At 55.2% G+C, this 6,336-nt stretch carries 8 protein-coding genes and 4 tRNA genes; all 12 read right to left on the reverse strand.

The annotated features are described in order from the left end of the window. Window positions 1-73: 73 nt before the first annotated feature. Complete coding sequence (rplA, locus tag ACM6IP_RS14175; protein WP_003176434.1) at window positions 74-769, reverse strand: 50S ribosomal protein L1; 696 nt, start codon at window positions 767-769, stop codon at window positions 74-76. Beyond that, window positions 769-1,200 carry a 50S ribosomal protein L11 gene (gene rplK, locus ACM6IP_RS14180; protein WP_007933726.1) on the reverse strand — a complete coding sequence of 144 codons (432 nt, stop codon included), beginning with the start codon at window positions 1,198-1,200 and terminating at the stop codon, window positions 769-771. Before rplK ends, rplA begins: the two co-directional genes overlap by 1 nt. A gap of 117 nt (window positions 1,201-1,317) precedes the next feature. After that, window positions 1,318-1,851, reverse strand: coding sequence for a transcription termination/antitermination protein NusG (nusG, locus tag ACM6IP_RS14185; protein WP_003186097.1), 534 nt, complete (start codon window positions 1,849-1,851; stop codon window positions 1,318-1,320). Window positions 1,852-1,860: 9 nt separating this feature from the next. Then, entirely contained in the window at window positions 1,861-2,229 is a 369-nt protein-coding gene (gene secE, locus ACM6IP_RS14190; protein WP_095166158.1) for a preprotein translocase subunit SecE, read from the reverse strand. A gap of 45 nt (window positions 2,230-2,274) precedes the next feature. Further along, window positions 2,275-2,350 (reverse strand) — tRNA-Trp (locus tag ACM6IP_RS14195). 53 nt (window positions 2,351-2,403) lie between these two features. Continuing rightward, complete coding sequence (gene tuf, locus ACM6IP_RS14200; protein WP_010467251.1) at window positions 2,404-3,597, reverse strand: elongation factor Tu; 1,194 nt, start codon at window positions 3,595-3,597, stop codon at window positions 2,404-2,406. An 85-nt stretch (window positions 3,598-3,682) separates the two neighbouring features. After that, window positions 3,683-3,758: transfer RNA gene (locus ACM6IP_RS14205), tRNA-Thr, on the reverse strand. Window positions 3,759-3,784: 26 nt separating this feature from the next. After that, window positions 3,785-3,858, reverse strand: a tRNA-Gly gene (locus ACM6IP_RS14210). A 25-nt stretch (window positions 3,859-3,883) separates the two neighbouring features. Further along, window positions 3,884-3,968: transfer RNA gene (locus ACM6IP_RS14215), tRNA-Tyr, on the reverse strand. Between the two features lie 142 nt (window positions 3,969-4,110). Further along, the gene (locus ACM6IP_RS14220; RefSeq protein WP_095166156.1) at window positions 4,111-4,557 is read right to left on the reverse strand and encodes a hypothetical protein; all 447 of its coding nucleotides are present in this window, start codon (window positions 4,555-4,557) and stop codon (window positions 4,111-4,113) included. A gap of 7 nt (window positions 4,558-4,564) precedes the next feature. After that, window positions 4,565-5,314: a pantothenate kinase gene (locus tag ACM6IP_RS14225; RefSeq protein ID WP_159998191.1), complete on the reverse strand. Its 750-nt coding sequence runs from the start codon at window positions 5,312-5,314 to the stop codon at window positions 4,565-4,567. After that, on the reverse strand, window positions 5,304-6,263 hold the full coding sequence (gene birA, locus ACM6IP_RS14230) for a bifunctional biotin--[acetyl-CoA-carboxylase] ligase/biotin operon repressor BirA (protein ID WP_095166153.1): 960 nt from the start codon (window positions 6,261-6,263) through the stop codon (window positions 5,304-5,306). Before birA ends, ACM6IP_RS14225 begins: the two co-directional genes overlap by 11 nt. Window positions 6,264-6,336: the final 73 nt, after the last annotated feature.

Below are 6,336 nucleotides of genomic sequence, written 5' to 3' on the forward strand. Positions count from 1 at the left end.
GTCTTGGATAGCCCCCGCCAGGCAGGGACCCCAATTTTTTCAATTGGCGTGATTTCTCACGCCAATGTATTGCTTATACGTCCAGCGAGCCTTGGTCGATGACCAGACCTGGGCCCATAGTGGTGCTCAGGGTAACGCGCTTGACGTAGATACCTTTCGAGGAAGCTGGCTTGATACGCTTCAGATCAGCGATCAGGGCTTCAACGTTTTCCTTCAGCTTGACGGCGTCGAAACCGACTTTGCCAACGGAAGTGTGGATGATGCCGTTTTTGTCGGTGCGATAACGAACCTGACCAGCCTTGGCGTTTTTAACCGCGGTAGCTACGTCTGGAGTTACGGTGCCGACTTTAGGGTTAGGCATCAGACCACGTGGACCGAGGATCTGACCCAACTGACCTACAACGCGCATTGCATCCGGGGAAGCAATAACGACGTCATAGTTCAGGTCGCCGCCTTTCATTTCGGCAGCCAGGTCGTCCATGCCAACGCGATCGGCGCCAGCGGCCAGAGCAGCTTCAGCTGCCGGGCCTTGGGTGAAGACAGCAACACGTACAGTCTTGCCAGTACCGTGTGGCAGCACAGTAGCGCTACGAACGACCTGGTCGGATTTACGTGGGTCAACGCCCAGGTTTACAGCAACGTCAACGGACTCGCTGAACTTGACAGTCGACAGCTCGGTCAGCAGGGCAGCAGCGTCTACAAAGTTGTAGGACTTGCCCGCTTCGATTTTGCCGGCGATAGCCTTTTGGCGCTTGGTCAGCTTAGCCATTACACACCCTCCACGTTAAGGCCCATGCTACGAGCAGAACCGGCGATAGTACGCACGGCTGCTTCCATATCAGCTGCAGTCAGATCCGCGTTTTTGGTTTTCGCGATTTCTTCCAGCTGAGCACGAGTTACGGTGCCAACCTTAACGGTGTTAGGACGAGCGGAACCGCTAGTCAGACCAGCAGCCTTCTTCAGCAGAACCGAAGCAGGGGTCGACTTGGTTTCGAACGTGAAGCTACGGTCGCTGTAGACAGTGATGATCACTGGAGTCGGCAGACCTGGCTCAAGACCCTGAGTACGGGCGTTGAAAGCCTTGCAGAATTCCATGATGTTCACGCCGTGCTGACCCAGGGCCGGACCAACAGGTGGGCTTGGGTTAGCCTGAGCGGCCTTCACTTGCAGCTTGATGTAAGCGGTAATCTTCTTGGCCATGAGGCACTCCAATTACGGGTTCAAACGCCTCGAAAGGCTCCCCGGTTACTTGCGCGTTTATCCCAGTGACGACAAAACCCCACAGCCTAGGGCTGCGGGGTTGGGATGCTTGTTCGGCTAGACCTTTTCGACCTGGCTGAACTCTAGCTCTACCGGAGTAGAGCGACCGAAAATGAGCACTGCCACTTGGATCCGGCTCTTTTCGTAGTTAACTTCTTCGACCGTGCCATTGAAATCGGCAAACGGACCGTCGGTGACACGAACCACTTCGCCCGGCTCGAACAACGTCTTCGGCTTCGGCTTGTCGCTACCATCAGCAACACGACGCAGAATCGCTTCTGCCTCTTTATCAGTGATCGGTGCAGGTTTATCAGCGGTACCGCCGATGAAACCCATCACCCGAGGAGTGTCCTTGACCAAGTGCCAAGTACCCTCGTTCATATCCATCTGGACCAGCACATAACCAGGGAAGAATTTGCGCTCGCTTTTGCGTTTCTGGCCATTACGCATTTCAACCACTTCTTCAGTGGGAACCAGAATTTCGCCGAAGCCATCTTCCATGCCAGCCAGCTTTACGCGCTCTACCAACGAGCGCATGACATGCTTCTCGTAACCCGAGTAAGCATGCACAACGTACCAACGCTTAGCCACGGGACACCCTTAGCCAACAATCAAGGAAACAAGCCAACCGAGCAGGGAATCAAGCCCCCACAACAGCAACGCCATAACCAGAACAACAGCCACCACAATCAGGGTGGTCTGCGTGGTTTCTTGGCGAGTTGGCCACACGACTTTACGAATCTCGGTGCGAGCTTCCTTAACCAGTACAAAGAAAGACTTGCCCTTCGCTGTTTGCAGGCCTACAAAGGCAGCTGCAGCAGCAATAGCAAGCAAAGCGAGTACACGGTACAGGATCGGCGAAGCAGAGTAATACTGATTGCCAACAACGCCAACAACCACCAAAGCAGCTACTACTAGCCACTTAAGCAGATCGAAGCGAGAGCCTTGAGCTTCAGCCTTAGGAGTCATCTATGAAGATCCTGTGAAAAGAAAGCCAGACACACTGAGTGAATCTGGCAGGTCAGGAGGGAATCGAACCCCCAACCTACGGTTTTGGAGACCGTCGCTCTGCCAATTGAGCTACTGACCTAAAACAAAATCAGGCCGACCATTATGCCGGCCTGAAAAAGACATTACAACAACTTACTCGATTACTTTGGCTACGACGCCAGCGCCGACGGTACGACCGCCTTCACGGATAGCGAAACGCAGACCATCTTCCATCGCGATGGTTTTGATCAGAGTGACAGTCATCTGGATGTTGTCACCTGGCATTACCATTTCGACGCCTTCCGGCAGTTCGCAGTTACCGGTCACATCAGTGGTCCGGAAGTAGAACTGTGGACGGTAGCCTTTGAAGAATGGCGTATGACGACCACCCTCTTCCTTGCTCAGAACGTAAACCTCTGCAGTAAACTTGGTGTGCGGCTTGACAGTACCCGGCTTGACCAGGACCTGACCACGCTCAACGTCATCACGCTTGGTGCCACGCAGCAATACGCCACAGTTCTCACCAGCACGACCTTCGTCCAGCAACTTGCGGAACATCTCAACACCCGTGCAAGTTGTCTTGACCGTGTCACGAAGACCAACGATCTCAACTTCTTCCTGGATGCGAACAATGCCACGCTCTACACGACCAGTCACAACCGTACCACGACCAGAGATCGAGAATACGTCTTCAATTGGCATCAGGAACGGCTTGTCGATAGCACGCTCAGGCTGCGGAATATAAGTATCCAGAGTCTCGACCAACTTCTTGACGGCAGTAGTGCCCATCTCGTTGTCGTCTTGACCATTCAGCGCCATCAGCGCCGAACCAATGATGATCGGAGTGTCGTCACCCGGGAAATCGTAGGTGCTGAGCAAGTCACGCACCTCCATCTCAACCAGCTCCAGCAGCTCAGCGTCGTCAACCATGTCAGCCTTGTTCAGGAAGACCACGATGTACGGAACGCCTACCTGGCGGGACAACAGGATGTGCTCACGGGTTTGCGGCATCGGACCATCAGCGGCCGAGCAAACCAGAATTGCGCCATCCATCTGAGCAGCACCGGTAATCATGTTTTTTACGTAGTCGGCGTGACCTGGGCAGTCAACGTGTGCGTAGTGACGCACGGCCGAATCGTACTCAACGTGAGCGGTGTTAATGGTAATGCCACGAGCTTTTTCTTCAGGGGCGCTATCGATCTTGTCGAAGTCGACCTTCGCCGAACCGAACACTTCGGAGCAGACGCGAGTCAGAGCAGCAGTCAGAGTAGTTTTGCCGTGGTCGACGTGACCAATAGTGCCTACGTTGACGTGCGGCTTATTACGTTCGAACTTTTCCTTAGCCATCGAATTCACCCCTACAGAGAAGAATTAAACAAGTCACACTAGCCATTAAAACAAAGGCAGATATTTTCATATCTGCCTTGTTATATGGAGCTCTTGAGCGGATTTGAACCGCTGACCTCACCCTTACCAAGGGTGTGCTCTACCAACTGAGCTACAAGAGCGAAACACTTTGCACAACCTGCAAACTTGGAGCGGGTAGCGGGAATCGAACCCGCATCATCAGCTTGGAAGGCTGAGGTTCTACCACTAAACTATACCCGCGTAAGCTTGCAGCTCACGCTAAAAATGGTGGAGGGGGAAGGATTCGAACCTTCGAAGTCGTAGACGTCAGATTTACAGTCTGATCCCTTTGGCCGCTCGGGAACCCCTCCTAAGCGAGCCGGCATTCTACATCATGCCAGCCTTCTGTCAAGCATTTTCTCATTAAAAACCTGAGGTTAGCTGCGTTGACCGTGCTTCGCGATGTTTGCCGTTAAAGGCCTTCACTGCGTAGCGGGCGCCATTCTATGCAACCTATTGAGCAGTTGCAACCCCCTCGCACCGCATTATTTTATGTTTTAACTCATTGAATTCATTAACAAGCTTCTGCAAGGCAGCGTCATCGGCCAAATGCCGGGTTTGCGGGGATACGCGCATCCAGAAGCCGGCTGAATCTGGCAGCGAAGTTGCCAGCTGTTGCACCTTGATATCGAGCGCAGCCAGCCGCCCCTCGAATGCCCTGGCCGTCTCCTGGCGAGCAAATCCGCCCAGGTACAGGCAGCTCTCATCCGCCGACTCAGCCCTGGACGTGTCGCGCGCCACTGCGGAGCTCCTGGTTTCACTCAACAGCCGGATATCCTGCTGCGACCCCTTATACAAACTTAGCGGAGTAACGTCCTTGGCACGCAAGGGCACCTCCTGCTGATGCCAGACGTAATAGAAGACGTTAAGAACCAACAACAGCAGAAACAACCAACGCATAAGAACCTCAGGACAATGGACAGGCCATGGCCAGACCCACGAATACAAGATCCGGCACTACCCGCGCTTGCGGGACGACGCCGGACACCAGGTCCGCGTCGCCGCCGGTGAGAAACACGCTGAAATCTTCGCCCCAGTACTCACGCGCCAGTTCCAGCTGAGTCAGGACAAACCCACGCAGCATCAATGAACAGCCACGCTCGACCGCCTCAACCGTATTACGACCCGGCGCGAAACTTTCCAGCGCCCGAGAGGCCGCGATGTCGTCATAACGAATGCGCCGGGTGTGCGTGCGTAATTGATGACGCATCAGCGGCATACCCGGGCAAATGAAGCCCCCCAGGTGTTTGCCATCAGCAGCAATGAAGTCGGCTGTCAGTGCCGTACCGAAATCCAGTACCAGACAGGCCCCTGCGGCCAGGTGATAGGCGCCGAGCATGGCCAACCAGCGATCGAGGCCGAGTCGCTGAAAATCCTCGTAACCATTCTCAACCCCGGACATCGACCTGGACGGCGCCGCACACAGCGCGAAAACACCAAATGCATCGGCCAATGCCGTCACCAACGCTGCCGTTTCATCATTGGTGCGCACACTGACCAGGCGACAGTACTTGAGATCCAGCCCCACACAGCCGCGCAGACCTTCCAGCAGGGCCAGGTCCGAGTCCACCACACCCTCGGCAAACAGATGCGTGGCGTCTGCATGCAGCACGCGCCACTTGATAAAGCTATTCCCACAGTCGAGCTCAAGAATCATCGCGCAGCCTCAAACTTAGCTCGCCACCACTAAAAACCTTTTCCACGCCGTCGACTTTCAAGCGCAGCGCACCTTGCCCGTCGATACCCATCACCACACCATCAATCCGGTTCACCCCGGCAATCAGCGATACCGCACGCCCTTGCCAGAGGTGACCTTGCTCCCACTGCGCCTGCAGCACCGAAAAACCTGCAGACTGGTGACGATTAAGGTGTTCCTGGAGCACACCACCGAGGTGTGCCACCAGCAGATTACGATCAAACCCCTTGCCCGCCTCCAAGTACATGGAGGTCCACTGCTGATCGACCTCATCAGCCTCCTGCATATTCACGTTGATCCCCACACCCAGGACAACGTGGCACACATCAGCAGGATCTCCGACCAACTCCAACAATATGCCGGCGATCTTTTTCTCGCCAACCAGTACATCATTGGGCCACTTCAACCCCGCCCCAGCAATGCCCAGGTCTCTCAAAGTCTGCATCACGGCAAGGCCTACCACCAGGCTCAAGCCCTCCAACTGGCGCATACCACCATCGATACGCAGCACTAGGCTGTAGTAAAGGTTTTCGGCAAAGGGACTGACCCACTTGCGACCCCGGCGACCACGACCGGCCGTTTGCCGCTCCGCAAGCACCAGGAACGGCGCCGCCATCCCCCGCTCGATTGAACGCAGGGCTTCGGCATTGGTTGAATCAAGCGAGTCAAAGACCAGCACCGGCCATTGACTGGACGGCGAATGCTCAGCGATCCCGGCCGGATCGAGCAGCGTCAGGGGCGCGCGCAACTGATAGCCGCGACCACGCACCTTATGAATAGTGAGACCCAACTCCGCCTCGAGATGCTGGAGTTGCTTCCAAACAGCACTCCGGCTGATCCCCAGAGCAACGCCAAGCGCTTGCCCGGAATGGAAACGACCATCTTTCAAGAGTTTTAACAACGTCAGCATGCAAGTATCGCCTCACAATGAGGCCCGCATGATAGCCATGCCCCGCGCTGTTGCATAGAAACCCTATACGCCA

The organism is Pseudomonas sp. IT-P176 (assembly GCF_949767245.1).
Lineage (GTDB): Bacteria > Pseudomonadota > Gammaproteobacteria > Pseudomonadales > Pseudomonadaceae > Aquipseudomonas.